General features: G+C 67.9%; 28 protein-coding genes and 1 tRNA gene. 8 read left to right on the plus strand and 21 right to left on the minus strand.

Annotated elements, in window-relative coordinates; genetic code table 11:
- The first annotated feature begins 76 nt into the window (after nucleotides 1–76).
- Both E3O22_RS06165 and E3O22_RS06170 read left to right on the plus strand, forming a co-directional pair.
- Nucleotides 77–1,744 (plus strand): alpha-amylase family glycosyl hydrolase, encoded by a 1,668-nt coding sequence (locus E3O22_RS06165; protein ID WP_134396045.1) that lies wholly within the window; start codon nucleotides 77–79, stop codon nucleotides 1,742–1,744.
- 251 nt (nucleotides 1,745–1,995) lie between these two features.
- Nucleotides 1,996–2,880, plus strand: coding sequence for a GTP pyrophosphokinase family protein (locus E3O22_RS06170; protein WP_134396069.1), 885 nt, complete (start codon nucleotides 1,996–1,998; stop codon nucleotides 2,878–2,880).
- A 27-nt stretch (nucleotides 2,881–2,907) separates the two neighbouring features.
- Here the strand turns inward: E3O22_RS06170 and E3O22_RS06175 are convergent, their stop codons facing one another.
- The 3 genes from E3O22_RS06175 to E3O22_RS06185 all read right to left on the minus strand — a co-directional run bounded on the left by E3O22_RS06175 (nucleotide 2,908) and on the right by E3O22_RS06185 (nucleotide 5,316).
- Nucleotides 2,908–4,092, minus strand: coding sequence for a M23 family metallopeptidase (locus E3O22_RS06175; protein ID WP_134396046.1), 1,185 nt, complete (start codon nucleotides 4,090–4,092; stop codon nucleotides 2,908–2,910).
- 277 nt (nucleotides 4,093–4,369) lie between these two features.
- Entirely contained in the window at nucleotides 4,370–5,203 is an 834-nt protein-coding gene (locus E3O22_RS06180) for an inositol monophosphatase family protein (protein WP_134396047.1), read from the minus strand.
- A gap of 31 nt (nucleotides 5,204–5,234) precedes the next feature.
- Nucleotides 5,235–5,316 (minus strand) — tRNA-Tyr (locus tag E3O22_RS06185).
- A gap of 152 nt (nucleotides 5,317–5,468) precedes the next feature.
- Here E3O22_RS06185 and E3O22_RS06190 point away from each other — a divergent pair.
- Entirely contained in the window at nucleotides 5,469–6,485 is a 1,017-nt protein-coding gene (locus E3O22_RS06190; RefSeq protein ID WP_134396048.1) for a LacI family DNA-binding transcriptional regulator, read from the plus strand.
- 25 nt (nucleotides 6,486–6,510) lie between these two features.
- Nucleotides 6,511–6,999: a YajQ family cyclic di-GMP-binding protein gene (locus E3O22_RS06195; RefSeq protein ID WP_134363544.1), complete on the plus strand. Its 489-nt coding sequence runs from the start codon at nucleotides 6,511–6,513 to the stop codon at nucleotides 6,997–6,999.
- On the opposite strand, the gene E3O22_RS06200 is transcribed toward E3O22_RS06195, so the two are convergent.
- The 12 genes from E3O22_RS06200 to E3O22_RS06255 form a co-directional block, all read right to left on the minus strand.
- Nucleotides 6,996–7,865, minus strand: coding sequence for a type II secretion system F family protein (locus E3O22_RS06200; protein WP_134396049.1), 870 nt, complete (start codon nucleotides 7,863–7,865; stop codon nucleotides 6,996–6,998). The genes E3O22_RS06195 and E3O22_RS06200 overlap by 4 nt on opposite strands.
- Before the next feature lie 9 nt (nucleotides 7,866–7,874).
- The gene (locus E3O22_RS06205; RefSeq protein ID WP_134396050.1) at nucleotides 7,875–8,831 is read right to left on the minus strand and encodes a type II secretion system F family protein; all 957 of its coding nucleotides are present in this window, start codon (nucleotides 8,829–8,831) and stop codon (nucleotides 7,875–7,877) included.
- Entirely contained in the window at nucleotides 8,828–10,312 is a 1,485-nt protein-coding gene (locus E3O22_RS06210) for a CpaF family protein (RefSeq protein WP_134396051.1), read from the minus strand. Before E3O22_RS06210 ends, E3O22_RS06205 begins: the two co-directional genes overlap by 4 nt.
- Complete coding sequence (locus E3O22_RS06215; RefSeq protein ID WP_134396052.1) at nucleotides 10,309–11,304, minus strand: AAA family ATPase; 996 nt, start codon at nucleotides 11,302–11,304, stop codon at nucleotides 10,309–10,311. Before E3O22_RS06215 ends, E3O22_RS06210 begins: the two co-directional genes overlap by 4 nt.
- Nucleotides 11,301–12,038, minus strand: coding sequence for a Flp pilus assembly protein CpaB (gene cpaB / locus E3O22_RS06220; RefSeq protein ID WP_134396053.1), 738 nt, complete (start codon nucleotides 12,036–12,038; stop codon nucleotides 11,301–11,303). Before cpaB ends, E3O22_RS06215 begins: the two co-directional genes overlap by 4 nt.
- Before the next feature lie 8 nt (nucleotides 12,039–12,046).
- Nucleotides 12,047–13,030, minus strand: a complete 984-nt coding sequence (locus tag E3O22_RS06225) for a pilus assembly protein TadG-related protein (protein ID WP_134396054.1) — start codon at nucleotides 13,028–13,030, stop codon at nucleotides 12,047–12,049.
- Entirely contained in the window at nucleotides 13,018–13,407 is a 390-nt protein-coding gene (locus tag E3O22_RS06230) for a TadE/TadG family type IV pilus assembly protein (protein ID WP_134396055.1), read from the minus strand. Before E3O22_RS06230 ends, E3O22_RS06225 begins: the two co-directional genes overlap by 13 nt.
- Before the next feature lie 135 nt (nucleotides 13,408–13,542).
- Entirely contained in the window at nucleotides 13,543–13,722 is a 180-nt protein-coding gene (locus E3O22_RS06235) for a Flp family type IVb pilin (protein WP_134396056.1), read from the minus strand.
- Nucleotides 13,723–14,104: 382 nt separating this feature from the next.
- Entirely contained in the window at nucleotides 14,105–14,737 is a 633-nt protein-coding gene (locus E3O22_RS06240) for an A24 family peptidase (RefSeq protein WP_241973316.1), read from the minus strand.
- Nucleotides 14,738–14,742: 5 nt separating this feature from the next.
- Nucleotides 14,743–16,128 (minus strand): FAD-dependent oxidoreductase, encoded by a 1,386-nt coding sequence (locus tag E3O22_RS06245; RefSeq protein ID WP_134396057.1) that lies wholly within the window; start codon nucleotides 16,126–16,128, stop codon nucleotides 14,743–14,745.
- Nucleotides 16,129–16,151: 23 nt separating this feature from the next.
- Nucleotides 16,152–17,222, minus strand: a complete 1,071-nt coding sequence (locus tag E3O22_RS06250) for a polyprenyl synthetase family protein (RefSeq protein WP_369827960.1) — start codon at nucleotides 17,220–17,222, stop codon at nucleotides 16,152–16,154.
- A gap of 32 nt (nucleotides 17,223–17,254) precedes the next feature.
- Entirely contained in the window at nucleotides 17,255–17,980 is a 726-nt protein-coding gene (locus tag E3O22_RS06255; RefSeq protein WP_134396058.1) for a demethylmenaquinone methyltransferase, read from the minus strand.
- Nucleotides 17,981–18,039: 59 nt separating this feature from the next.
- Between E3O22_RS06255 and E3O22_RS06260 the strand changes: the two genes are divergently transcribed.
- The gene (locus E3O22_RS06260) at nucleotides 18,040–19,278 is read left to right on the plus strand and encodes an isochorismate synthase MenF (RefSeq protein WP_134396059.1); all 1,239 of its coding nucleotides are present in this window, start codon (nucleotides 18,040–18,042) and stop codon (nucleotides 19,276–19,278) included.
- Nucleotides 19,279–19,348: 70 nt separating this feature from the next.
- On the opposite strand, the gene E3O22_RS06265 is transcribed toward E3O22_RS06260, so the two are convergent.
- Genes E3O22_RS06265 through E3O22_RS06275 form a run of 3 tightly spaced genes read right to left on the minus strand, consistent with a single transcriptional unit; the run spans nucleotide 19,349 to nucleotide 22,478 of the window.
- Complete coding sequence (locus E3O22_RS06265) at nucleotides 19,349–20,215, minus strand: PPK2 family polyphosphate kinase (protein WP_134396060.1); 867 nt, start codon at nucleotides 20,213–20,215, stop codon at nucleotides 19,349–19,351.
- Nucleotides 20,216–20,263: 48 nt separating this feature from the next.
- Entirely contained in the window at nucleotides 20,264–22,000 is a 1,737-nt protein-coding gene (gene menD, locus E3O22_RS06270) for a 2-succinyl-5-enolpyruvyl-6-hydroxy-3-cyclohexene-1-carboxylic-acid synthase (RefSeq protein WP_134396061.1), read from the minus strand.
- Entirely contained in the window at nucleotides 21,993–22,478 is a 486-nt protein-coding gene (locus tag E3O22_RS06275) for a PLD nuclease N-terminal domain-containing protein (protein ID WP_134396062.1), read from the minus strand. Before E3O22_RS06275 ends, menD begins: the two co-directional genes overlap by 8 nt.
- Before the next feature lie 71 nt (nucleotides 22,479–22,549).
- On the opposite strand from E3O22_RS06275, the gene E3O22_RS06280 reads away from it, so the two are divergent.
- Nucleotides 22,550–22,861, plus strand: coding sequence for a DUF4229 domain-containing protein (locus tag E3O22_RS06280; protein WP_134396063.1), 312 nt, complete (start codon nucleotides 22,550–22,552; stop codon nucleotides 22,859–22,861).
- On the opposite strand, the gene E3O22_RS06285 is transcribed toward E3O22_RS06280, so the two are convergent.
- The 3 genes from E3O22_RS06285 to E3O22_RS06295 all read right to left on the minus strand — a co-directional run bounded on the left by E3O22_RS06285 (nucleotide 22,835) and on the right by E3O22_RS06295 (nucleotide 25,986).
- Nucleotides 22,835–23,815, minus strand: coding sequence for a 1,4-dihydroxy-2-naphthoate polyprenyltransferase (locus E3O22_RS06285; RefSeq protein ID WP_134396064.1), 981 nt, complete (start codon nucleotides 23,813–23,815; stop codon nucleotides 22,835–22,837). The two genes, E3O22_RS06280 and E3O22_RS06285, sit on opposite strands and share 27 nt — an antisense overlap.
- Nucleotides 23,816–23,889: 74 nt before the next feature.
- Nucleotides 23,890–25,068 carry an AMP-binding protein gene (locus E3O22_RS06290; protein WP_166784581.1) on the minus strand — a complete coding sequence of 393 codons (1,179 nt, stop codon included), beginning with the start codon at nucleotides 25,066–25,068 and terminating at the stop codon, nucleotides 23,890–23,892.
- Nucleotides 25,069–25,074: 6 nt separating this feature from the next.
- Nucleotides 25,075–25,986, minus strand: coding sequence for a 1,4-dihydroxy-2-naphthoyl-CoA synthase (locus E3O22_RS06295; protein WP_134396065.1), 912 nt, complete (start codon nucleotides 25,984–25,986; stop codon nucleotides 25,075–25,077).
- A gap of 157 nt (nucleotides 25,987–26,143) precedes the next feature.
- Between E3O22_RS06295 and E3O22_RS06300 the strand changes: the two genes are divergently transcribed.
- The gene (locus E3O22_RS06300; protein WP_134396066.1) at nucleotides 26,144–26,416 is read left to right on the plus strand and encodes a hypothetical protein; all 273 of its coding nucleotides are present in this window, start codon (nucleotides 26,144–26,146) and stop codon (nucleotides 26,414–26,416) included.
- A partial coding sequence (locus tag E3O22_RS06305) for a sigma-70 factor domain-containing protein (RefSeq protein WP_304988787.1) occupies nucleotides 26,413–26,830 on the plus strand: 418 nt, incomplete at its 3' end. The genes E3O22_RS06300 and E3O22_RS06305, both read left to right, overlap by 4 nt.

Here is a 26,830-nt window from a genome sequence, read left to right on the forward strand (position 1 = left end):
TCGGGCGGGTGATGCGCGCAGCCCACAGGCGTGCAAGCGCTTCCATCATCATGAAAATGCCGTAGGGTTTCTTTTCATGACAGGCTCAGAGTGGTGGCGAACCGCAGTTATCTATCAGATCTATCCTCGGTCCTTTGCGGACGCCAACGGTGACGGGATGGGCGATCTGACCGGCATCACCAATCGTCTCCCTGCCCTCCGGGCTCTCGGGATCGACGCCATCTGGCTCTCGCCGTTCTACACGTCACCGCAGAACGACGCTGGTTACGACGTGGCCGATTATTGCGATGTCGACCCGCTCTTCGGCACGCTCGCTGACTTCGACACCCTGCAGCACACGGCACACGAGCTGGGCATCCGCGTGATCGTGGACCTCGTGCCGAACCACTCCTCCAGTGAGCATCCGTGGTTCGAAGCTGCCCTCGCCGCCGCCGAGGGCAGTGAGGAGCGCGCGCATTACATCTTCCGTGACGGCCAGGGCGAAAACGGCGACCTTCCCCCGAACAACTGGGATTCCGTCTTCGGCGGCAATGCCTGGACCCGCGTCACGAACCCGGACGGCACTCCCGGCCAGTGGTACCTGCACCTCTTCGACACCACCCAACCCGACTTCGACTGGGACAACGAATGGGTGAAGGCGCAATTCCGTGATGTGCTCCGGTTCTGGCTCGACCGCGGGGCGGACGGTTTTCGGGTGGACGTCGCGCACGGCATGATCAAAGCGGCCGGTCTTCCCGACTACACGCCTCCGGTCGCGGGCGGCAGCATGGGCGGCGCCTCGACGGAGGGTCCAGGCATCATCACCGAGTGGCCCGAAACCGCGCCCTACTGGGCCCAGGACGGTGTGCACGATATCTACCGCGACTGGCGCCTCATCCTCGACGAGTACCCAGGCGACCGTATCCTCGCTGCCGAGGCCTGGGTCGACCCGCTCAGCCACGTCGCCGAGTGGGTTCGCCCCGACGAGATGCACCAGGCCTTCAACTTCGCCTACCTCGAGACGGCCTGGGCCGGCCCGGCCCTCCGCCGCGTCATCGACGATTCCCTCGCTGCGTTCGGCGCGGTTGGTGCCCCGAGCACCTGGGTGCTCTCCAACCACGACGTCGTGCGCCACGCGTCCCGGCTCGCGCTCAACCACGAGAACCTGCAGGGCCACGGTATCGGGCCGACGACGCCCGACCTGCCCGACAACGTGATCGGCCTGCACCGGGCCCGGGCCGCCTCGGCGCTCATGCTCGCGCTGCCCGGCTCCAGCTACCTCTACCAGGGCGAGGAACTGGGTCTGCCCGAGGTCATCCACCTGCCCGACTCCGCCCGCGAAGACCCCACCTGGTTTCGCACCAACGGAGAGCGCTACGGCCGTGACGGATGCCGGGTGCCGCTCCCCTGGGAAGCCGCCGCTCCCTCCTACGGCTTCGGCCCCTCGGCCGAGAGTTGGCTGCCGCAGCCGGACGAGTGGGCGGGCCTCGCCCGCGACGCGCAGGTCGGCGTCGCCGGCTCCACCCTCGAGATGTACACGCTGGCCCTGGGCCTGCGCCGGGAGCACGCCCTCGGGCTGGGCTCGGTGGAGTGGCTGGACGGCCACGCTGACGAGATCGTGGCGCTGCGCAATGGCGCGGTGACGGTCGTCGCGAACACGGGCGCGACATCCGTGCCTCTGCCTGCCGGCGAACTGCTCCTCGCCAGCGGCCCGCTGCCCGGCAACACGCTCCCCGGCGACACCACCGTCTGGCTGCGCGCCTAGCCCCCGCCCTCCGAGCCTTTGCCCTACCGAATTCGACGGGCATTCCCCAAACGACCGGTTTAGAGCTCAAAACCCGGTTGTAGAGCAAAATTTCCGTCTAATTCGTTTGGGGCACGGGGCGGAACGGCGCTCGAAGGCGACGGCCGCCGCGTGCTCCGGCGACGCGATCACTGACCCCGCAGCGCCGCCATGGGACAATCGGAGGGCGTCGCCTGAACGGGGAGCGCATCGAAGGAGTAGCAGTGACCGGCATGGGGATCGACAGCGGAACCGAACACGGAACCGAACCGGGACCCGGCACCGACCCCGAAACCGAAGCCGACCAGGCGGCCCCGACGCGCGGGGATCTCGCCGAACTTCGCGAGCTCACGACAGAGCTCACCCGATTCATGCTGGCGTACAAGTTCGCGACCGACGAGATGATGACGAAGATCAACATCTTGAAGGAGGAGTTCGCCTCCATCCACGACTACAGCCCGATCGAGCACGTCAACTCTCGGCTGAAGACGCCCGAGGGGATCCTGAAGAAGGCCGTCCGCAAGGGCTGCCCGCTCGTCCTCGACGACATTCGCGCCCAGATCCAGGACATTGCCGGCATCCGCATCACCTGCAGCTTCATCTCGGACACGTACCGCATTCTCGACATGCTCACCAGCCAACTCGACGTCACGGTGCTCGAGGTCAAGGACTACATCGCCGCCCCGAAGCCGAACGGTTACAAGAGCCTGCACCTGATCGTCGACATCCCCGTCTTCCTGTCCGACCGGGTCGACGAGGTCACGGTCGAAATCCAGATCCGAACGGTCGCGATGGACTTCTGGGCGAGCCTCGAGCACAAGATCTATTACAAGTACCACGGGGCGGTTCCGGTGGATCTGGTGGGCGACCTCAAGCAGGCGGCGGATGCCGCCAATCGCCTCGACCTGAAAATGGAGGGCCTGCACGACCAGGTCCGTGCCATGGAGCCCGACGGCAGCGGAGAGACCCACCTGCTCGAGATCGCCGGGCTGTCGCAGCTGGCACTGCCCGAGGGCCTCCTCGCTGCCATCGGCCGCGCCCGGGCCGCCGAGTCCGCGCCAGTGACCGAGCCTGAGGACGAGGACGAGACCGAAGCCGAAGCCAAGGCGGCCGGCTAGTTCCCGCGGGCCTGAGTCGGGGTCGAACTAGTTCGTGTTGGCGTACAGCCAGACGAGGGGGTTGACCTTGGTGCCGTCCTTGCCGCCGACGCGGATCTCGAAGTGCAGGTGCGGGCCGGTGGACATCCCGGTGTCGCCGACCTGACCGATGACCTGGCCGACCGTGACGACGTCGCCGGTCTTGAAGAGCATCGAACCGTGGATCATGTGCGCGTAGACGCTGGAGACGAGCTCGCCGTCGATCATGTGGTCGATGATCATGTGCACGCCGAGGCTGCCTTCGCCGTCTTGGGCGTAGCGCACGACGCCGTCGGCGATCGACTGGATCGGTGCGCCGAGGCCCGGGTTGAAGTCCTGGCCACCATGGTTGGAGGAGCAGCCCGCACAGTCGCGGAAGCCGAACTCGTCACCGATGTGCACGCCCACCGAAAAGGGCCATTGCACGGTGCCGTTCGGGTTGTTCGTGAAGGTCGCTTCCATCCGGATGCCGCTGGCCGCTGCGACCTCGGCGATGGTCTTCGACTCGTAGCCGTCACGCTCGACCGAGATGGTGTCCGCTCCGCCGGTCATGGAGAGCGTCTGGGCAGGTTCGCCCTGGGCGCTCAGCTTCGCGTTGTAGGCAGCGGCCTGCACATCGGCAGAGGACAGCAGCGCCTCGGCCGGCAGGGAGGTGGCCACGGCCATCAGGGCGACGAAGGCCATGGCGACCATCGTGACGCCCGTCGTGGCGAACTTGCGCACCCGATTGGCGGGGACCGTCGCGGTGGTGCGGGGCCAGGGTGCCGGGGCTGTGACGGCGGCCGGGTGAACGGCGGGCGCCAGGCGCTCCCGGGCCGATGCGCGGCGGGGGCGGGAGGCGGGCTGTTCCGCGCGGCGCTGCGCCCGGGTGGGGAAGGGGATCTCCGTGGACGTCGTGACGGCGGAGACGACCGTCTGCAGCCGGTCCACGTCGGAGACCGGAGCGTCGGCGGCGGCCGGCGCGGCGATCAGGCGGTCCGAGTCAGCAATTGTCACGGACTCGAATTCGGGTCCGGCGAGGCTCGCGGCGACCAGAAGATCGAGGTCCGGCGTCAACGGCCCGGCATCAGCGGGATCGGCGGCGGGCGGCGCGTCGATGTCCGCGGAGCCTGGAATGTCCAGCACTGGGACGGACATCCGCTCGCGCTCGCGCAGCTCGCGACGCGTGAGGGGCTTCGTTGCGGGGTCACTCACACCCGGCAGCGAGGCAGCCGAGCTGGAGGAGTGAGGGAGCAAAGGATCGGTTCTTTCGGCGCATTGGTCGGGAGCAACATAGTCGTCTTGGCCTCAACCAAAGTAACGAATCAATACAGGTTACCGCCCGGAGGCCGGTTATCCCTACGCTTCGACGCAGAATGACACCCGAAAAAGGGGCACTGCCTCCGTTTCCGGCGATCTCTCCGGGCCGCCCCGAGCACGTCGGTCACCGGTGTTTCCGCGGCATCCGTCTCGTTCGAAGCGGTTCAGTCGCCTACGCTTCCGCGTCGGCCATGAAGTCATCGAAAAGTTTGGCCAGAAGGGGCTGGCAGACCCGATAAAGGTCGGGAGCCCCGGCGATGAGCAGGCCCATACCCTCGCGGTCGGCTCCGAAGCCACCGACTCGAGCGCCGGCCTCGCGCGCCACCAGCGCGCCGGCCGCGTGGTCCCAGGGGCTCAGCCCGCGCTCGTAGTAGAGGTTCAGCCGCCCGGCGGCAACCGAACACAGGTCGAGTGCGGCCGACCCGATGCGGCGGATGTCCCGCACCTCGCCGATCAGGCCCCGCACGACGTCCGCCTGCCGCTCTCGTTCGGCCGCGCGATAGGAGAAACCGGTGCCCAGCAACGCCAGCGACAGAGGCACGTCCGTCGGCACCTGCAGCCGACGGGCGCCCAGCCACGCCCCGTCACCTGCTGCCGCGGTGAACAGCTCGTCACCGGTCGGGTTGTAGACGGCGCCCGCCAGCGTGGTCCAGGTGGCCGGATCGGGGTCACCCTCGACGACGGCGATACTGACCGCCCAGGCCGGAAAACCGTAGAGGTAGTTGACGGTGCCGTCGATCGGGTCCACGACCCAGGTCAGGCCGGATGTGCCGCGGGTGGCCGCCGACTCCTCGCCGAAGAAACCGTCATCGGGTCGGGCGTCGGCCAGGAGAGCCCGAATCAGCGACTCGGTTTCCCGGTCGGCCAGGGTCACGACGTCTTCCGGGGAGGACTTCGACGCGGCGACCTGCACCCCAACAGTTCTCCGCCGGGCAGCCAGTTGCCCCGCGGCGAGCGCGGTGTCCTGGGCGAGGCGAAGCAATCCGGCTGAGGCGCGTGTGGTCATGGCTCAACGCTAGGTGATGCGGTAGAGAGAGTGGCAAGTGAGGGATTCGAACCCCCGAAGTCTAAGACGGCTGATTTACAGTCAGATCCCTTTGGCCACTTGGGTAACTTGCCAGTACGCACCCGACCATATGCAAAACACGTGACCGGAGACGCTCAGTCAGAGTACAAGGTTTTGGTCCCTAGTGAGAAATCGGCACGTCCAGTACCTATCGGACGGTGGATATGATCGGAGATGACTCAACTTCATTCCCGATAGGAACCTCATGGTAGGCATCGATGACGTCGCCCGCCACGCGGGCGTCTCTACCGCCACTGTTTCGCGCGCACTCAGCGGCAACGGCCATGTATCCCCTGCCACCCGGTTAAAGGTCGAAGCATCCGCCGGGGAACTCGGCTACGTCGTCTCCTCCACGGCATCGAGTCTCGCCTCCGGACGGATGAAGAACATCGGTGTCGTCGTTCCGTTCCTTGACCGCTGGTTCTTCTCCAGCGTTGTCGAGGGTGCTCAGAAATCCCTCTTGAAAAACGGCTATGACCTCACCCTGTTCAGCCTGACCGGCGGCGGAGGCGAGCGCCGCATCGTGTTCAACCATTTCCTGCTGCGTCAGAGAGTGGATGCTGTCATCGCGATTTCGCTCGAACTGACCACGACCGAAGTTGCCACCCTGCACGCACTCGACAAGCCGCTGGTCGGCGTCGGCGGCCCGATCGAGGGTGTTCGCACGCTCACGATCGATGATGTTGCCGTGGCCAGGCTCGCCACGGAACATCTCCTCTCCCTGGGCCACACACGGATCGCACACATCGGCGGAAATGAGGACGTCGACCGGGACTTCCATCTTCCCACCAACCGCCGGGTCGGCTATGAGTTAGCCCTGACGGCAGCTGGAATCACTCCGGCTGCCGAATTGTTCAGGCCTGCGGACTTCACGATGAAAAGCGGCTACCAAGCGGCCATACAACTTCTTGGCAACCCGCGCGGTCGGCCGAGCGCCGTATTCGCCGGCTCAGACGAGATGGCGATCGGAGTCATCCTTGCGGCACGGGACCTCGGCCTCGTCGTGCCACGGGACGTGTCTGTGATCGGAATCGATGACCACGAACTCGCGGACTTCTTCGGCCTCACCACGATCGCCCAATTCCCGCAGGGGCAGGGCGAGAAGGCCGTCGAGATCCTGCTGGACCGGCTGCGCCCCGGCCAGAACCAGCTCTCGTCCCTGAACACCCCGATGCCGTTCGAACTCCTCGTGCGCTCCAGCACCGCCCGGCCGGGCGAATAGCCACCCACTGGGTACTATTGCAGGCATGGCAGACTCAACGTTCGACATCGTCAGCAAGGTCGACCCGATGGAGGTCGACAACGCCCTCAACCAGGCCCACAAAGAGGTCGCCCAGCGCTACGACTTCAAGAATGTCGGCGCCTCGATCGAGATGAGCGGCGAGAAGGTGCTCATGAAGGCCAACTCCGAGGAGCGCGTCAAGGCCATCCTCGAGGTCTTCGAATCCAAGCTGATCAAGCGCGGCATCTCCCTGCGCAGCCTGGACGCTGGTGATCCCTTCGCCTCGGGCAAGGAGTTCCGGATCGAGGCCTCGATGAAGGCAGGGATCGACCAGGAAAATGCGAAGAAGATCAACAAGATCATCCGCGACGAGGGCCCCAAGGGCGTCAAGAGCCAGATCCAGGGCGACGAGCTGCGGGTCAGCTCGAAGAGCCGCGACGACTTGCAGGCCACCATGTCCCTACTCAAGGGCAAGGACCTCGACGTGGCCCTGCAGTTCGTCAACTTCCGCTAGGCGAACGCCTCGATCATGCTCAGCACGGCTGGGGTGAGCAGCACAATGAACAGCACCGGCAGAATGCAGAAGATGAGCGGGAAGAGCACCTTGACCGGGATCTTCATCGCCTTCTCTTCGGCGCGCTGACGGCGGCGCAGGCGCATTTCCCCGGCCTGCACCCGGAGCACGTCCGCGATCGCGATGCCGTAGGTGTCGGCCTGGATGACCGACCGGGTGAACCGACGCAGGTCCGATGACGAGGTGCGGTCGCCGAGCGCCTGATAGGCGTGCGTTCGGGTGCGGCCGATGCTCATGTCCTGCAGGGTGCGGATGAATTCCTCCGCGAGCGGCCCCTTGCCGTTCGTCGCCGCCTTGGCCATCGCCGCTTCGAAGCCCAGACCGGCCTCCACGGCGATCGTCATCTGGTCAAGGGTGTCGGCCAGGGCGTTCTGGATCTTCTCTTGTCGCTCCTGCCCGCGGCTGATCAGGAGAAGGTCGGGCACGAAGAAGCACAGCAGCACGAGCAGAGCGCCGAGCACGAATCGCGTCGGCGCCGGGTCTGCGCTGATCCACAGGAGCGCGAGGAGCGCACCGGCGGTGCCCGCGAGTGGCTTGGCGATGAGGATCTTGTCGATGGTCCAGGCCGGAGGCCGACCCGCGAGCGCCAGCCTGCGGTCGAGCATCCCGAGGTACCCTCGGGGGGCCAGTTCGCGCATCGTTCGGCCGCGTTTGACGGGCGCTGTGGTCGTCCCGACGAGGTTGAGACCTGCATCCCCGAGGTCAGTGACCGGCTTGCCGGCGCGGCCCCCGACGAGGATGCCGACCAGGACCGCGAACCCGCCGGCGACGGCGAGAGAGGCGAGGATTGCAATGAGTGAGGGCATCGGATTCTCCTAGAACTTCACCTTGACGACGGCCATCATCCACAATGAGCCGGCGACGAGCAGGATGGCGGCAACGACCAGGGCGGCGATGCCCCAGATGCTGCCGAAGAAGCCGGCAAAGTAGTTCGGCTGCGTCAGCAGCAGAAACGTGAACACCCCGATCGGCAGGAGGATCAGCACCCAGGCTGACATCTTGCCCTCGGCGGCGAGTGACTTCACCTGGCGACGGATCTCGTTGCGTTCCCGGATGGTGTGACCCACCCGGTCGAGCACCTCGGACAGGTTGCCACCGACCTCACGGTTGATGGCGATCGCCTGCGCCACCCACTGGAAGTCCTCGCTCCGCATCCGGGTGGCGGTGTTGTCGAGGGCATCTCCGAGGTCCCGGCCGATGCGGGTCTCATTCACGACCCGGGCCAGCTCATCCGCCGACGGCGACGGCGTCTCCTGGGAGGCCGCGTCCACCGCCCGCAGCAGGCTGTGACCGGCCCGCAGGCCGCCGGCCAGAAGCGCCAAGGTTTCGTCGAGCTGTTCCGCGAACTTCGCCCGGCGTTGGCCGGCACGCACCTGAAGGAGCACCTTCGCGCCGATCGGGCCGAGCGCCGCGAAGGTCACCAGGAGCGGTATCGCCCAGAAGGTGCCGTTCCCCAGGAGCAGGCCGGTCAAGGCCAGCACGGTCGACGTCGAGAGCACCATGAGCACGAAGCCGGACGGCTGCATCCGGATGCTGGCCTGTTCCAGTTCCTCCGCGGTAAACGGCGCGCGGCCGCGACGAAGGATCGCCCCCTCGATGGCCTCGACCGTGCGGTCGGTCACCCGGGTGAGGGTCGATGTGTCCACCGCGCCCGGCGCTCGACGGCGCTCCAGCGGCACCCGGGGCCGTGGCGGTGCGATCACCAGGAAGACGATCACGAACAGGGCGATCAGCGCGGCGGCGATGCCTCCGTAGAGAGCTAACTCGTTCATCGCTGGCTCCGGGTGACGAGGTTGGCCTGGAACACGCTCGGGGACAACGGAATGCCAAGGTCCCGGAATTTGTCGGCGAACCGGGGCCGTACTCCGGTCGCCACCGCGTGGCCGAGCAGTCGTCCGGCCTCGTCGACGCCGGCACTGTAGTCGAAGACGAAGGCGTCCTGCAGCGTGACGATGTCACCCTCCATGCCCTGCACCTCCGTCACGTGCGTGACGCGGCGGGTGCCGTCCTTGAGCCTGGTGATCTGGACGATCACATCGATCGCCGACGAGATCTGCTCTCGGATCGCGCGCAGCGGCAGGTCCATTCCGGCCATCAGCACGAGGGTTTCGAGCCGGGCGATCGCGTCGCGCGGCGAGTTCGAGTGCACTGTCGAGATCGAACCCTCGTGCCCGGTGTTCATCGCCTGCAGCATGTCCAGGCTCTCGCCACCACGACACTCGCCTATCACGATTCGGTCCGGCCGCATCCGGAGAGAGTTGCGCACCAGGTCACGAATGGTGACCTCGCCTTTGCCCTCGATGTTGGCCGGCCGGGATTCCAGCCGGATGACGTGGTCCTGCTGCAGTTGCAGCTCCACCGCATCCTCGATGGTGATGATGCGCTCATTGGACGGGATGTAGGCGGAGAGCACGTTGAGCAGCGTCGTCTTCCCGGTTCCGGTGCCGCCGGACACGATGATGTTGAGCTTGGCCTTCACGCAGGCATCCAGCACCTGGGCCATCTCGGCGCTCAGCGTTCCGAAGCCGACGAGGTCGTTCACGGTGAAGGGTTCGCGCGCGAACTTGCGGATCGTGAGCGAGGAGCCGTCGACCGCGAGCGGCGGGATGATCGCGTTCACCCGCGAGCCGTCGGCGAGGCGCGCGTCGACCAGCGGCGACGACTCGTCGATGCGGCGCCCCACCTTCGAGACGATGCGTTCGATCACCCGGCGCAGCTGGGCCTCGCTGGTGAAGCGGGCAGCGCTGCGAGTGAGAAGGCCCTCCCGCTCGACGAAGATCTGCTCGTGCCCGTTGACCATGATCTCGGTCACGCCGACGTCGGCGAGCAAAGCCTCCAGCGGGCCGTACCCCAGCACGTCGGCGCCGATCTCGGCGATCAGCCGGCTTCGCTCCTCCGGGCTGAGCGGAACCTGTTCGGCGGCGACGATGCTGCCGAGTTCGGCCCTGGCATACGAGTGCAGCTGTTCCTCACTCAGGCTCGGGTCGTTCAGGCGCGTGCCGATACGGCCGAAGAGTTCCTGCGCCGCCCGCTCCTTGAGTTCTGCCAGCGGGTCTACCGGCGGCGCCGGGATGGGCGCGGGTTCCGCGTCGGGAGTCTCTGCCTCCGGTGCAGCTGTGGCCTCGGTGGAGGGTTGAAGGGCAACGTCCGTCACCGCCCTCGATGCAGAGACGTTGCCGTTGCCAGCCTTCTTGTCGAGCTTGTGCAGTGGACCATCGCGGCGTGCCGCCTCCACTCGGTCGGTCAGTTTCATGCGACAACCACCCTTCGATGCAAGCGACCGCGTTTAAGTGACGCGCTGGGGTCGAATCGGCGCACCAGCTCTGTCAGGGCAGCCGACGCGGGATTTTTCTTTCTGTTCTGGAGAAGCGGAATGCCTCGATTCGTGGACAGCGTCACCAGGCTCGACCGGGGAACGGCGACGTCCACCGGCACACCGATCGTTGCCTCGACGTCCTTCACGCTCAGCCCGCTCACCCGGTCGGCGAAGTTCAGCACGACATGACGGGCCGGCGGCAGGATGCCGATGGAGGCGAGAACTGCGAGCTCCTTGCGCAGGCCGCGTGCGCCCGGCACGGACATGTCGCAGAGGAACACGGCGTCGGTGGCGGCCTCGAGGGCGGCCAGGGCGTGCTCGCCCAGGCCAGGCGCCGTGTCGATGATCACGAACCGGAAGATTCCGGCGAGTTGGCGAATGAGGTGACCGAGCTGCTCGCCGGTGACCCGGTCCCCGTCGGCCGGCGACTCCGCGCCGCACACGACGTAGTAGCCGTCCGGATGCGGAGTGAGATAGGCCTTGAGCACCAGGGCGTCGCCCGCCGCGGAAGCGGTGACAACATCCGGCAGTGCTCGCACGGGAGTCAGCGACAGGGCCATGGCCACGTCCCCGAACTGCACATCGGCATCGACGAGCACCACCGACAGCGGAGCCTGCCGGGCGAGGCCCACGGCCAGGTTGGTCGCGACGGTTGTCTTGCCGACACCGCCCTTGGCTGCTGCCACCGCGATGATCTGGTGCGGGATGACCTCCGGTTGGGGAGTCACCTCGATTGTGGGCGGGTCGACGGTGGGGGGTTCCCACTGCTCATCGACGGCCGGCCAGGCGTCGAGGGCGGTGACATCCGCCCGCCCAATCTCGCCCGGGGTTTCGTCCTGGTCCTGGTCGCCGGTTTCGACGTCAACGGCCGTCTGCGCTACCGACCCCAGCACCCCGTCACGCCAGGGGCTCAGTCGGGGGCGGCTCATTCGAACACCGTGCTGCCACCGATGACCGCTGAACCCGTTTCGTCAGCCGTCTTCGGCTCGATGGTGAGCCAGACGCTGCCGAATTCCTGGCCCCAGACTAGCTTCTGAATGTCTGCGGTCGACCGAGCCAGGGTGACCATGACCGTGTCGAACGGCTCGGCTGCCGCGTCCGCTCCCTCGGCAGGAGGAGTCTTGTTTCCCTCTCGTACCGCGGTGACAAGCACCTTGTGGAAGACCTGGCGGCTGATCGGCGTGTCCTCGGCGCCGTCAGTGCCCTTGATCGTCGCGGAAATCACGACACCGACGGTGTCGCCCGGCTTGACAGTGCCGCCGACCACCTGTTCGACGGGAAGCGCGATGCTGACCGCCTGCATCCCCTCCGGCAGGGCAACGTCTCCGCTGGCTGCCCGCTCGGCGGGCGTCACCCAGCGCGACTCGAGCAGCTGCTCGCCGGGCATGAGTGCGGTGTCTGCCACCAGGCCCTTCAGGTCGCTCAGCTTCGCCACGCGTCCGGGAACGGCGGCGACGGTCGGAATCTGCTTCGCAGTGATGAGGTCGCTGATCGCACTCGCCTCGGTGCCGGCTGGGATCTCAGCCGCTACCAGGTAAACCTCCACGAACTCAGCCCCGTTGGCCGCTCGCGCGTCAGCACTGTTCACGTAGCCGGTAAGCACGACGGTGCCAACAACGGCCAGGACGATCGCGAGGATCGCGCCAATGAGTCGAGTTTTCATGAGATCTCCTAGTTTGAAAGTCTGACGAGGTCTACGCCGAGGTCGGGGCCACCGATAGCCGCGCCTGCCGCGTCAACGGACACCCAACGATCGAAGTACCCCTGAATTCCACGGCAATTGCCGGCGCACCTCGGGGCGGCGGGATCGGTGTTGGTCAGTGCCGGGCCGCCGGAGAACTTCCACCCGGTGATGGTGAAGGCAGCGAACGCGTAGAGGTGATACGACGCCGCCTGGCCACTGGTCACTTCGTTTCCGCTCGGGTTGTAGGCCCGGTCGAAAATGGGCACCAGGATTGTCTGGCCTTCGAGATCGGTCAGCGTGTCGTCACAGATACCAGGGAACGAGTTGCCCGGCTCGCTCGGAGCGCGCGCCACGGTCAGGTCGATGGCGGCCTCGCACTCGTCCTCCACCCGGTCGAGCCAGCCGAATCCACCGGGAATGGGGCGGCCGTCCGGGGTCGTGCACGCCGGGTTCTGGTCGTAGCGAAGGAGCACGAGGGTTCCGTCCAGGGCCGGCTGGAATTCACACAGCGAGATGGCGAGCGGCAAGACGATCATGCTCTCCCGCGGCGGGCCCCACTCGGCGGTGGCGGCAGCGTGCACGGTCGTCGAATCGATGCCGATGAACCGGGCGAACGGGTGGCTGATGGCATCCGCATTGGTGTCGGCCACCCGAGTGCTCGAGGTGACGAGCACGCTGTTGCTGGTCGGGAAGGTGGGGGTGAGAACGTTGGCGGCCCCGTCGTTGGCATTAGCGTCGGCGAAGGCGGCGGCTGTGGCCGCGGAGCCGGTGCAGACGCCGTCCGTGGCGCAGCCCTGGGCGATGGCGAGCGCTGCGGCATCCGCTCCGTTCTGGAGCTGGCCGCGTTCGACGTACAGGGCACCGACGTCCACGGCGATTGCCGCGAACCCAAGGAGCGGCACCAGCAGTACCGCCACCAGGACGGCACTCGCGCCGCGCTCATTGCCCAGACGTGCAGTTATCCTCCGCATTGCATGACTCCTTTACCGGTGAGAGGCAGCGTCACACCGAAGTACCCGGTGAGCAGGTCTACCTCGTAGTCGATGGTGACGGTCACGGCCGATCCGGCGGCGCAATCGGCCGGCCTGACGGTGATGTCACCCGTGGTGAGCGCGGGGTTGACCGACGGAGCAGCCAGGCTGGCGGCCGTCTTGGCCCGCGCGGGGTCGTTGTGGATGGCCATCGTCCGGGCACCCTCACGGGCCGCATTGCTCAGAGAGATCTGCACGTTGTAGACCCGGCTGAACTCGATCACTCCGAGTACGAGCAGGAGGAGCAGGGGAAGGACGAGCGCGAACTCGACGGCGGCCGCTCCGCGCTCGCTTGTGACGGTGCGCCTGAAAATCATGAAATGGCCCCTTCGGGTAGGCCTGGCGTTGCGGGTGAAAGTCGGGGGGGGGGTGAGTGCGGGCGGCGGCTCGCCATGGCGAGCCGCCGCCGGCGCAGGGGGTTCGGCGACGATTAGGCGCCGGGCTTGCATCGGTTAGAGGTTGCCTTCGACACCAACGAACATTGCGCGTAGGGCGATGCCGATGGCTCCGACCGCGCCGATGATGACGACGGCGATGAGCGAGACCATCAGGCCGTACTCCACCGCGGTGGCGCCCTCTTCGTCGGTGCGCATGCTGTTGATGAGGGCCTGGATCTTGGTGTAGAACTTCATCTCGGGTTGTCCGTTCTGTGTGGGCCGGCCAGGGCGGCCGAGCGAATGACCACAAGTTACGTTCGCCGAGAAAACCTCACTACTCCCCAGAGAAGGGGCTCCCCGTCTGGGGGGTAGCTGAGCGAAAGCTGTGGAAATTCTGAAAACGGCAGGACAACAACTCGCGACGTGGGTTTGTCGCGAGTGAGGCCGTCATTCGGGTTCGGGCCGGTCAGTTCGAGTGGCTCAGGGAATCGTGCGGGAGGTGTCTCCAGGCGCGCCGCGGGCAGAAAGATTCGGGTACACAGGTGCTCCTCGGGTGAAGCGAACTCGCCGCAGGGGCGGCGACAGCGTCACCGTAGCCCCGTCTCAACGCGCGTCCTGGCCCCCTTCCGGGGTGAATTCAGGCCAGCAACACGCCCAGGAAGGCACCCGCGAGCATGGACGGCCCGAACGGGATGGAGCTCCGTAGGGTCACCCGGCGAAGCGCAAGGGCAACCAGCGAAACCAGGCCGCCGATCAGGAAGGCACCGAAAGCGCCGACGAGAAACGGGGTCCAGCCCAGATATCCGAGCGCGAGGCCAATCACCGCGGCCAGCTTCACGTCGCCCATGCCAATGCCGCCGGGCGAGATCAGGGCGAGCACGAAATAGAACGCGAACAGCGCGGCGCCGCCAAGGAAGGCCCCGAGTAGGGCCTGCCAGGCCCCGGATGCCGCCGCCGCGAGCGTCAACAACAGCGGCAGCACGATCAGCGAGGGGTAGACCAGCGCGTTCGGCAGTCGCTTCTCGGCGAAATCGACGACGCTGAGCACCACTGCAATCAGTGCCAGGTACAGATACGCCGGCAGCTCCCACCCTGTCCCGAACTTCCACACGACCAGGGCGACCAGCAGTCCGGTCGACACGGTCACCGCGGCACGCACCGGCCACGCGAAGCGGCGGCGGATGCGCAGCATCCGTTCGGCAATCCCGGTCAGGAAAATCCCGAGTGCGGCGCCGATCAGGCCGGCGATAATCGACAGCCCGGGCGCCACGCGCGTCAGCTCTCGCCGCGGGAAATCGTGACCATCTCGTCGCGGGGAACGACCTTGACTCGCGTGCGACCCTCGTCGGAGCCGAGCGCGAGCTCGTGCTGGTCGAGCCGGTGCCAGCCGTCGAGGTTCGTGTATTGCACCCCTCGCTCGTCGAGCAGGTTCACGATGCTCCGCTCGGAGGGCGACTCCGGGCGCCACCAGTTGCCGAGGTCGTTGATCAGGTGCCGCACGGTCTCCATGGCGTCTGACTTCGTGTGCCCGATCAGCCCGACCGGTCCGCGTTTGATCCACCCGGTGGCGTAGACGCCGTACAGCTGCGTGTTGGCGCTCTTCGACCCGAACGACGGGTCACCCTTCCAGAGAACCTGCCCCTCCCGGTTGGGGATCACGCCGCGCTTCCTGTCGAAGGGAACGCCCGGCAGCGACGACCCGAAGTAACCCACCGCACGGTAGACGGCCTGGATCGGCAGCTGGCGGATCTCGCCGGTGCCGACGACGCCGCCCTGCCCGTCGGGGGTGGTGCGTTCGTAACGGATGGCGCCGACCCGGCCCTCGCCGTCGTTGACGATCTCTACGGGCTTGGCGAAGAAGTGCAGGTGCAGGCGGCGGCTGGCCGTGCCGGCCGGGCGCTCCCGCCACTTGTTCAAAACCTTGTCGATCACGAAGACCTGCTTGTTGCTGGCCACGGCGTCCCGCGCGGCATCGTCGTAGTCGAAGTCTTCGTCATAGAGGACGATGTCCACATCGGGCAGGTCGCCGAGTTCCCGCAGCTCCAGCGGGGTGAACTTCACGGAGGTTGGTCCACGGCGGCCGAACACGTGCACATCCGTCACCGTCGATGCCTTGAGTCCCTCGTAGACGTTCGTTGGGATCTCGGTGCTCAGCAGGTCGTCGGCGTGCTTGGCGAGCATACGTGCGACGTCGAGTGCCACGTTGCCGTTTCCGATGACGGCAACCTCCTGAGCCTCCAGCGGCCAGGTGCGCGGCACGTCGGGGTGCCCGTCGAACCAGCTCACGAAGCGGGCGGCCCCGTAGGACCCGTCCAGGTCGATGCCCGGGATGTCCAGGTCGGCGTCGCGCACGGCCCCGGTCGCGAAGATGACGGCATTGTAGTGCCTCTTCAGATCGTCGAGGGTGATGTCGATACCGAACCGCACGTTGCCGAAGACACGGATGTCGCCGCGGTCGAGCACATCGCGCAGGGCCGTGATGATGCCCTTGATCCGGGGGTGGTCCGGGGCGACGCCGTAGCGCACAAGTCCATAGGGCGCCGGCAGGTGATCGAACAAGTCGATCGAAACCTCGAAGTTCCGTTCCGCCTTGAGCAGGATGTCGGCGGCGTAGATACCCGCAGGTCCCGCGCCGACAATGGCCAATCGCAACTTGGTCATGGAAGCCTTTCTAGCTTGATCGTCTAACTGGATCGTTCAACGATCGTGTCGGCGAAACGGGTGAGGGCCTTCTTGACCGAGCCGTCCGGCAACGGGGCGAGGGCTTCGACCGCGTCATGCGCCCAGCCGTGCGCCTCGGCGAGGGTCTGCCCGGTCACGTCGTGCTCGCGCAGCGCGGTGATCGCGGAGTCCGCCGCGGCGGTCGCGACGCCGTTGCTGGCCATCACGTCGCGTTCGAGGCGTTCGAGCAGGGCGGCGGCGTCGGCGTCGTGCGGGGCACGCTCGCGCAGGCGCAACAGCGGGAGGGTGGCCACCCCGGCGCGCAGGTCGGTGCCGGGCACCTTGCCGGTCTCCTCCGGCTGCGGGGAGAGGTCGAGCACATCGTCGATGAGTTGGAAGGCGACGCCGATCTTCTCACCGAACGCGATCACCGGCTTTTCGAACTCGGACGGGGCGTCGGAGAAGATGATGCCTGCTTGGGCGGCCGCCGCGATCAGCGACCCGGTCTTGTCGGCGAGCACCTGGATGTAGTGCTCCACGGGGTCCTGGCCGGGCTGCGCACCGACGGTCTCGTGCAGTTGGCCGAGCACAAGGCGCTCGAAGGTGTCGGCCTGCAAACGGATGGCCCGTTCGCCCAGCCGTGCCATCAGCTGGTTGGCGCGGGCGAAGAGCAGATCCCCGGTCAGGATCGCCACCGAGTTGCCCCACACGGTCTGCGCGCTCGGCACCCCGCGGCGCTTGTCCGAGTCGTCCATCACGTCGTCGTGGTAGAGCGAGGCCAGGTGGGTGATCTCGATCGCGGTGGCCGCGGTGATGACGTCCGCGTGGTTGCCGCTGCCGAGGTGGGCAGTGAGCAGCGCCAGCATGGGGCGTACGCGCTTGCCGCCCGCGTTGAGCAGGTAGCGGCTGGTGACGTTCGCGATCTCGTCGGCAAAGGTCACCTCGGCGAGCAGACTGGCCTCGACCTGATCGATTCCCCCGTCGATGCCCGCGGCAAGGCCACGGTCCTGGGCGGTCGAGAAAATGCGATCGCTGAGGCCGAGCTGGCTCGTCACGGATGAGCCGCGACGGAACAGGGGCATGCTCGGTTTCACTCTGTCAGCCTAACGATCGGATCTGGGAGGATTCAAGACGGTGCGTTTGACGCATCCGTCGGCTTGACGCCGCGATGCAGTGCCACGATACCCACGGTCAGGTTGCGGTAGGCGACGGCGTCGAAGCCCGCCTCTCGCAGCCAGGCGCTGAGGGTCTGCTGGTTCGGCCAGGCCGCGATCGACTCGCCCAGATAGTCGTACGCCTCCGCGTTGGAGGACGCGAGCTTTACGATCATCGGCATCACGCGAGTGAGGTAGGCGAAGTAGCCCAGCCGGATCGGTGCGAACGGCGGCGTAGAGAACTCGCAGATCACGACGCGCCCCCCGGGCTTGGTCACCCGGTAGAACTCGGCCAGGGCTTTCTTGGGCTCGACCACGTTGCGCAGGCCGAACGAGATGGTCACGGCGTCGAACTCGTTGTCGGCGAACGGCAGCGCGGTGGCGTCGGCTTGAACGAACTCGACCCGCGGGTTGTCCGCGTGACGTGAACGGCCGACCGCGATCATGCCCTCCGAGAAGTCGGCGGCCACAACGTGCGCGCCCGTCTTTGTCAGCGCGACGCTGGACGTGCCCGTTCCGGCGGCGATGTCGAGGATGCGTTCGCCGCGCCGGGGGTTCACGGCGCGGGTCGCGGCCATCCGCCACAGGGCCGCGTTTCCTACCGAGAGAACGGCATTCGTGCGGTCATAATGGGTGGAGACCTGATCGAACATGGCAGCGACTTGCTCTGGCTGCTTATTGAGGTCTGCTCTACTCACCCCCACAGTCTAGATTGCCCGCGGACGCGCCGCGCTCTCCACAGCCTCTGGCATAGGCTATGCAGGTGAATGCTCAGGCTCTGACGGTCGAAACCACCCCCATCGCTGACATCCGCCAACTGATTCTTCTGCTCGATACCCGAGCACCGCTGCTCTGGATGCGGCGCAACCAGGGTCTGGCCGGCATCGGCACGGCCCTGCGGCTCGAGTTCTCCGGAGCGACCCGGCTGACGGATGCCGCCACCGCCTGGCGCGACGTCGCGGCCGCCGCCACCGTGTCCGACCCGATCGCAAGCACCGGCACGGGCCTGCTCGCTTTCGGAGCCTTCGCCTTCGACGCCTCCTCGGCCCAGACCAGCGTGCTGATCGTGCCGCAGGTCATCATCGGTCGCGACAACGGCCGATGCTGGGTGACGCGCATCTGGCCGACCGGCACCACGCCTCCGGAGATTCCCCTGGCGCTCCGTCCCCTCGGCACCGAATACCGCATCTCCCTACTGCCGGGCGCCCTGCCGCCCGCCGGGTACCGCGACGCGGTCGGCGAAGCCGTGTCCCGCATCGCCTCCGGAGACCTCAACAAGGTCGTGCTGGCCCGCGACCTGGTCGGGCGGCTACCGACGGAATCCGACCTGCGCCGCGCCATCAGCGAGCTGGCGCTGGGCTACCCCGACTGCTGGACCTACGCGGTCGACGGCCTCGTCGGCTCCAGCCCGGAGACCCTCATCCGCGCCGACCACGGCGAGGTCAACGCCCGCGTGCTCGCCGGCACGATGTCGCGGGGCGCGGATGCCGCCTCCGACCTGGAGGCAGCCCTCCAGCTGGCCACCTCCGCCAAGGACGGCGACGAACACGCCTTCGCGGTGCAGAGCGTGCTGGCCTCGCTCCGCCCGCACACCTCTCACCTCACCACCAGCGAAATCCCGTTCACCCTGAAGCTGCCGAACCTCTGGCACCTGGCAACGGACGTCGAGGGCACCCTGAGCGACGGATCGAACTCCCTCGACCTGATCGCCGCCATGCACCCGACGGCCGCGGTCGCCGGCACGCCCACCGAGACGGCCCTCGCCCTGATCCGCGAACTCGAGCCGTTTGACCGGGGCCGTTACGCGGGCCCGGTCGGCTGGGTCGGCGCCGATGGCGACGGCGAGTGGGCAATCGCCCTGCGCTGCGCCCAGGTCAGCCCCGCCGGCGGCGTCACGGCCTACGCCGGCTGCGGCATCGTGCTGGACTCCGAGCCCGAGCGCGAGCTCGCCGAAACCCGCATGAAGTTCCGCCCCGTCGTGGAGGCCTTCGGCTGACCAGCCTCCGCAGACTCCGTTCAGCGAGGATCCCCGCTCCGGGGGTCACGCTCGGCCGGAACGGCCACACTCAGGTCGCGGCGAGGCGGGCCTTCTCAACCTCGACGTCGAAGGTCGCCGACGGCCAGGTCAGGTCGAGGCGCTGCAGGGCGTCGATCAACAGGTGCTGCACGGCCAGGCGGGCGTACCACTTCTTCTCCGCCGGCACCACGAACCAGGGCGCGGCGACGGTCGACGTGCGTTCGAGGGCGAGCTGGTACGCCTCCTGGTAGGCGGCCCACTGCATGCGTTCGTCGACGTCGCCCGGGTTGTACTTCCAATGCTTGTCCGGGCGTTCCAGCCGCTCGGCCAGGCGCTTCTTCTGGTCGTCGGAGCCGATGTGCAGCATGACCTTGACGATCGTCGTGCCGGCGTCGACGAGTTCCTGCTCGAACCGGGTGATCAGGCCGTAGCGCTCCTCGATCTCCGCCGCCGGGGCCAGCGCCCGTACGCGGCCGACCAGCACATCCTCATAGTGTGAACGGTCGAAGACCCCGATCAGGCCGGCGTCGGGCAGCCGTTTGCGCACCCGCCAGAGGAAGTCGTGGGACCGTTCCACCTCCGTGGGCGCCTTGAACGCGTACAGACGGATGCCCTGGGGGTCGACAGCGCCGACGACGTGGCGCACGATGCCGCCTTTGCCGGCCGTGTCCATGGCCTGCAGCACGAGGAGCACGCGGCGCGGGTCGCCGGACCGGCTGTTCGCGAAGAGCATCTCCTGCAGGTCCGACAGCACGCCGGCCCCGACGGCCAGCGCTTCGTCCGCGTTGTCCTTTTCCACCCCGTCAAAGCCGGGCGTCGAGGCGGGGTCCACGCCCGCGAGCCGGAACCCCGGCGTCACCCGCAGCAACCCCCTCGGTTCCCCGGCCCAGAATTCCTGTTCGCTGCGTTCAGCCACGGTGCACCCTTCGCTGCAGAACAGTGTCCCGCAGACGCCCCGGCAAACCTAGCGAACCAGCGGAACCTCGAGGATGCTCGGCCCCGCGTGCGGCGCGGTCAGCGCGCGCTCGAGGTCACTCCGGGTGGCCGCCAGACCGTATGACCAGCCGTAGGCGGCGGCGAGGTTGGCGAGGTCGGCCTGCTGCGGGGTGAAGAGTACCCGGTTGATGGCGTCGGCGCGGGCGGATGCCGCCACCTCCAGACCGTCGAAAATGGTGCCGCCGCCGTCGTTGCCGACGATGATCTGGAGCCGCGGGAGCGCCTCCCCCGGGGTGAGCAGGAGCGACCCGACATCGTGCAGCAGGGTGAGGTCGCCGACCACCAGGCGGGTGACCCCGGTGGACTGCGGCGTCGGACCGGTCTGGCTGGCCAGGGCGATGCCGACGGCCGTGGCGACCGTGCCGTCGATGCCGGCCAGACCGCGGTTGGAGTGCACAGAGATCTTCTTGCCGGGAACGCGGCGGTCGGCCACCCGCACCAACCGGGAGGCACCGAAAACGAGACGGTCGTGCGGCCAGGAGGCGCGCCAGACGGCGTCCACGAGCATGGGCCGGGTGACCGGCGCGCGCATGGCGGCCAGCTCTTCGCGGGTGATTCCGCGATCGCCGATCGGGATCGATTCCCGGGCGGCTCCCGCGGCCAGCAGGTGCCGGCTGGACATCACCCAGCGGCCCAGCCATTCCCGCCCCTCGAGGCTTTCGGCCGCTGCGATGGCCGCGGCGTCCGGGGCGGCGGCGCGGGCGAAGACGCGCACCCGGTGTCCGGGGTTGAACCATTCGGTGCCGGTGGGAGCCACCACGATGGTTTCCACACCCTCGCGGACGATCATGGCCGGCACCTCGCGGCTGAGCGTCGGGTGACCGAACACGACAGCGCGCTCGACCCGCCCACCGAGGTCGGAGGCCAGCAGCAGCTCGCGGTAGGCGGAGACGAGGTTCGGGCCAAACCGGGCGCCGCTGCACACCTCGGCCAGCAGCGGCCAGCCGCCGGTACGCGCGAATTCCTCGGCCTCGGGGCCGGCGCCCGTGCCGGCGATGACCACGGTGCGCGGTCCGCCCGTGACCGGGAAGACCGGTTCGGTCGGGGACGCGTCCAAAACGGGCGCGGCGAGCACCGCGGCCGACTCGCCGAGTCCGACCGGGCCGGAGATCGCTTCGGGAGTCAGCGCCACCGGCGCCGACAGGGGCTCCCGGAACGCCAGGTTGAGCTGCACCGGGCCTGGATCGAGTGAGGTGGCACCGGTGGCGGCATCCGTCGCCTGTCGGGCCAGGGCAATGGCATCGGCGTGCTCGCCGGCCGCACCCTCCGGTGCGGACGCATCCACGCACAGGCGCGTCGCCACACCGAACAGGCCGGGCTGCAGGGTGGTCTGGTTCGAACGGATGCCGCGCAGCTCGCTCGGCCGATCGGCCGTCAGCAGGATCATGGGCACCCCCGAGTGGTGCGCCTCGAGCACCGCGGGATGGAGGTTCGCCACGGCCGTGCCCGAGGTGCAGACGACCAGCGCCGGCCGGCCGGCCTCGACGGCAAGGCCAAGAGCGAGGAAGCCCGCGCCGCGCTCGTCGAGGCGCACGTGCAGCCGGATCAGCCCGATCCGCTCCAGTTCGGCAGCGGCCAGGGCGAGGGCCTGCGACCGGGCGCCCGGGCTGAGAACCAGGTCGCGTACGCCCAGGCGCACGAATTCACCGAGGAGAGAGACGCTGAAGTCTGTGGCCGGGCTACCGCTCGAGGCGATGTCAGGCATCCCGCCGGCCAGGCAGATCGCCTTCGCCCGGCTCGGATTTTTTCGGCTCGAACCCGGCTTGGCCGTTCTGGCCGGTCTGACTGCCCTGGCTGCCCTGTCCGGGCGTGCCGGAGGTTCCCGTCGTGTCGGTGGTTCCTGCCGCACCGAGGTCCCGGGGATCCGGGGCGTCAAGGTCGGCAAGCTCCTGCTCGAGGGCGCGGAGTCGTTCCTGGTCGGACGTGGCCCGGTCCAAACCCTTGAGGAAGTCGATGTCGTCGTCGGGGGCGAACGACCGCACGATCTTGCCCGTGCTGGCACGGCCGCGACCGATCAGCAGCCACAGCACCGGCCCGATCACGGGAATGAGCACGATGACGAACATCCACACCCAGCGTGGCAGCCCGCGCACCCGGGATCGTTGGAGGAGCGCGCAATCCACCAGCGCATAGACGGTGAGGACGACGACGACGACTCCAAGAGCGAACCACAGGCGAACCATTCCCACAGTGTATGGCTCCCACCCGTGAGATCGGTGAGTGAGCGCACAGCCCGGCGATCTAAACTGTGGCCATGAATGTTGTTCCCGCCTGGGTGTCCTATTCGGTCTTCCGCGTGCTCCTGTTCGCCGTTCCGCTCACGCTGATGCTCTTCCTCCGGATCGAGTGGTGGATTGCCGCGATCGCCGCCGCTGTGATCGGAGCCTCGCTCTCCTTCATCTTTCTGCGGAAGCCTCGCGAGAAGGTCGCGCTGGGCCTGTACCAGGCGCGGCATCCCGATACGGAGCCGGCGCACCCCGACGCCGTGTCCGAGGACGCTGCCCTCGACCGGGCCGATGCGCGGGCGGCCGAAGCCGACCTACAGCGCGAACGCGAGAGCCAGTAGCAGCCCGTAGGCCAACGCCGAGACGCTGGTCAGCTTGAGGGCCAGCACCAGTTCGGTCGAGGTCGTCGCCGTCACCGTGATCAACCCGGCCGGCACCGCCAGCAGCAGCACGAAAAATGTCAGCCAGGCCAGCGGGTAGAAGACCGCGAAGAAGGCGACGATCGCGAACGCCAGCAGCAGGAACAGGCAGAACACGACCCGCGACGCCATGCTCCCGATCAGCACCGCGAGGGTGCGTTTGCCGGATGCCCGGTCCGGCTCCAGGTCGCGCAGGTTGTTGACCATCAGCACGGCCATGGCGATCAGGCCGATCCCGACGCCGCTCAGCCAGCTTTCGGTGTTCACGGTGCCGACCTGCACATACGTGGTACCAACGGTCGCCACAAGGCCGAAGAACACGAAGACGAAGACCTCGCCGAGACCGAAGTAGCCATACGGTTTGCGTCCGCCGGTGTAGAACCAGGCCGCAATGATGGCGAGGACACCGACCAGCAGCAGCCACCACTGACCGGTCAGCACCACCAGGGTGAGGCCGGCGAGCGCGGCGAGCGCGAAGAATGCGAGGGCCACCGTGAGCACGGCACGGGGCTGAGCGGCTCCGCTGCCGGTCAGCCGGGCCGGGCCGATCCGGTTGGCGTCAGTACCGCGGATACCGTCGGAATAGTCGTTCGCGTAGTTCACGCCGATCTGCAGGCACAGGGCCACGATCAGGGCGAGCACCGCCCGTACCGGATGGAAGACGCCGGGGCCGCTCACGACGATCGCCGCCCCGGTGCCGAGGGCCACCGGGGCGATAGCCAGGGGGAGGGTGCGCAGGCGTGCTCCGGAGACCCAGTCTCCCGCCGTGGCCGGTCCGGTTCGCGCCGGGCCGCGGCCGGCGGCGGCATTGCGCCGGGCCGGGTTGCCCGACTTTCCGTTCCGGGCCGCCGAAGAGGTCGCTGCCGAGGGGTTCAATCGCTGTTGTGAGGGCCTGACCGGCCGCGCTCCGTGTGCCACGCCTTCATAGTACGTGCCGGTAGCTCGGTAGCTCAGAGAGCGGCGAGCATCCGGCCCAGCGCAAGACGGTCGGGTTTGCCGGTGGAAAGCTGCGGGATCGACGCGACCCGCACGAGGCGCGCGGGCCTGGCCGCCCTGCCCAGCGCGGATGCCACGGCTTCCCCGATTCTCTCGAGGGAGTCCTCGGGGAGGCCGGCCGCACCGGGTTCCGCACCGGGTTCCGCCGGCACGACCAGCACCGGGACCTGACCCCACGTGACGTCGGGCCGGCCCACCGCCACCGCCTCGCCGAAGCCCGGCAGCGACCGGACGACCCGCTCGACCGCATCGAGCGACACCTTCTCGCCGCCGGAGATGATCACGTTGTCGGCTCGCCCGAGCACGCGCACGAGGCCCGTCGCGGTGTCCACCTCGCCCAGGTCACCCGTGCGGTACCAGCGTCCCCCGTGCACCTTGAGGAAGCGGTCGCTGGTGCGCACGGGGTCACCGAGGTACCCCTCGGCGAGCACGGAGCCCGCGATCTCCAGCTGCCCGTCGACCACGCGCACCTCGGAGTTGCCGATCGGGGTGCCGTTGTAGACACAACCGCCGGAAGTTTCCGACGAGCCATAGGTGGCGAACACGTGCAGGCCGAGGTCGACGGCCTGCTCGGCGAGCTGCGACGGCAGCGCCTGGCCGCCGACCAGGATGCCGTCGAAGCGGCGCAGCACGGCCAGCAGGTGAGGGTCGTCTGCGGCCGCGGCGACCAGCCGGGCCAGCTGCACCGGGACCAGGGCGGTAAACCGCAGCGGCTCGGTGAGGCGTCCGGCTGAGGCAGCGAACACGGCCGGGTCGAAGTGGCCGCTCGGCAGCACGACGGGGACGGTGTCGGCCACGATCGAGCGCACGAGCACCTGCACCCCGGCGATGTAGTGCACGGGCAGGGCCAGCAGCCACTGACCGGGGCCGCCGAGGCGCACGCTGGAGGCGGCGGCGCTGCAAAGTAGAGCGTCGGTGCTGAGCATCACGCGCTTGGGCACATCCGTTGAGCCGGATGTCTCGATCACCACCGCCACCTGACGGGGCACGCGCGCCAGGCTCGCCCGTCTGGCGGCCTCCGGCCGGCCGGGGACCGGCAGCACGGCGTCGCCGGTGTCGGCCAGCGCGAGGCGCAACGGGGTCATCAGGTCGAGCGGGTCACCGACCGGCACGACCCTCAGCCGCCGGGTCATGGTCGCCTAGAACTGCCAGTCGTAGGGACCCCAGTCGGGGTCGCGCTTCTCCAGGAACGCGTCACGCCCCTCGACCGCCTCGTCGGTGCCGTAGGCCAGACGGGTGGCCTCCCCGGCGAACACCTGCTGGCCGACCAGGCCGTCGTCCACGGCGTTGAAAGCGAATTTCAGCATCCGGATGGCGGTAGGCGACTTGGTCAGGATCGTGCGGGCCCAATCCAGCGCCTCCACCTCGAGTTCGGCGTGCGGCACCACGGCGTTCACGGCCCCCATCTCGAAGGCGCGCTGCGCGGAGTACTCGCGGGCCAGGAAGAACACTTCCCTCGCGGTCTTCTGCCCCACCTGGCGGGCGAAGTAGGCGCTGCCGTATCCGGCGTCGAAGGAGCCGACGTCGGCATCCGTCTGCTTGAACTTGCCGTGCTCGGCGCTGGCGATGCTGAGGTCGCAGACCACGTGCAGAGAGTGCCCGCCGCCGGCCGCCCAGCCGGGGATGACCGCGATGACAACCTTGGGCATGAACCGGATCAGCCGCTGCACCTCGAGGATGTGCAGCCGGCCGCCGCGCGCCGTGTCGATCCCGGACGCGGTCTCTCCCTCGGCGTACTTGTAGCCATCCCGGCCTCGGATGCGTTGGTCCCCGCCTGAGCAGAACGCCCAACCGCCGTCCTTCGGGCTGGGTCCGTTGCCGGTCAGGAGCACCACCCCGATGCGCGGGTTGACGCGCGCATCCTCGAGGGCGGCGTGCAGTTCGTCGACGGTGTGCGGGCGGAACGCGTTCCGCACCTCGGGCCGGTTGAACGCCACCCGGGCGATTCTCCCGGTCACGTCGTGGTGGTATGTGACGTCGGTGAGGCGGTCGAAGCCCGCGACTTCCCGCCACTGGGTCGGGTCGAAGATTTCGGAAACCTGTTCGATCATGCTCCTAGCCTACGCGGGCTTGCGGCGCCGGAATGCTGCTGGCCATAGGCCTCTCGGAAGCTGGTTCGCACCCCCGTTTGGGCGGCAAAGTCAAGCCCCTTGAGGCCGTCGTTTCCACGCTGTGTACTGAACTCTTAAGAAATACTCGGAGGCAGTGATGGCCGACAGTGGCACACGAAAAACGAACCCCACTCCACCCGCGAGAAATATCGGGATCAATGAACTCTCCCCCACGGAATGGCGCATCAGCGACCGGATGATCGCCGACGGCGATCCGGCCGCCCTGGTCGGCTTCATCCAGCGCGTGGACGACGCCTTCGAAGTGACGGACTTCGGCCGCCCCCGGGAGCGAGCGTACTTCTCGTCCTTTGACCGTGCCACGGCCAGTCTCGCCCTCCGTCCGGCACCCACCGGAACGGCCCTGCGATGAGCACGGCCACTCAAGAGACTCAACCCCCGGAGCACTCGGGCTCCCGACCGACACCGGCCGCGGATCAGCCCCCGACCTCGGCGCCAGCGTTAGCGCCAGCGTTAGCGCCAGCGCCAGCGAATTTCACCACCGCTCCGTCGACCGCTCCCGCCCGCTACAGCTCATCGACGGATGCCTTCGGCGACTACCCGCGCCGCATCGGCAAGGGGCCCCTGCTCACCGCCGTCGACGAGGTGACCCTTGCGCAGCGCATCGAGGTCGGGCTGTTCGCCGGCGAAAAATTGTCCCGCGGAGTCGACGACCCGTCCTTGGCCCGCGAGCTGGCCTGGCTTGCCCATGATGGCCGCCGCGCGAAGAACCGCTTCATCGAATCGAATCTGCGCCTGGTGGTCAGCATCGCCAAGCACTACTCCG

This window comes from Cryobacterium sp. TMT2-18-2, from assembly GCF_004402245.1.
GTDB lineage: Bacteria > Actinomycetota > Actinomycetes > Actinomycetales > Microbacteriaceae > Cryobacterium > Cryobacterium sandaracinum.